Genomic DNA, 235 nt, shown 5'->3' on the forward strand with positions numbered 1-235 from the left:
TGCCAACCACGCATTTGAACATAATTTGTTGCCACATCTCCTAACAGTGTCACCATTGTGGCACGCATATCTTCCACGGTTGCTTCAAGACCATAATGTGAGGCTTCGACCGCTCGTTTACGCCTACCAAAAAAATCAAGCTCCCAACTTGCATCAAAACCACTCCGATATTGGCTTAAAGACGCATCAGATTGTCCAGAAGCACTACGCATTCCTGAAATTGAATTTGACACAC

At 44.7% G+C, this 235-nt stretch carries 1 pseudogene; it reads right to left on the minus strand.

From position 1 onward, the window contains the following. Positions 1-235 (minus strand): annotated as a pseudogene (locus ACFIK8_RS09615) (RND transporter); the annotation flags it as partial.

It is taken from the genome of Bartonella sp. MR168JLCBS (assembly GCF_042194175.1).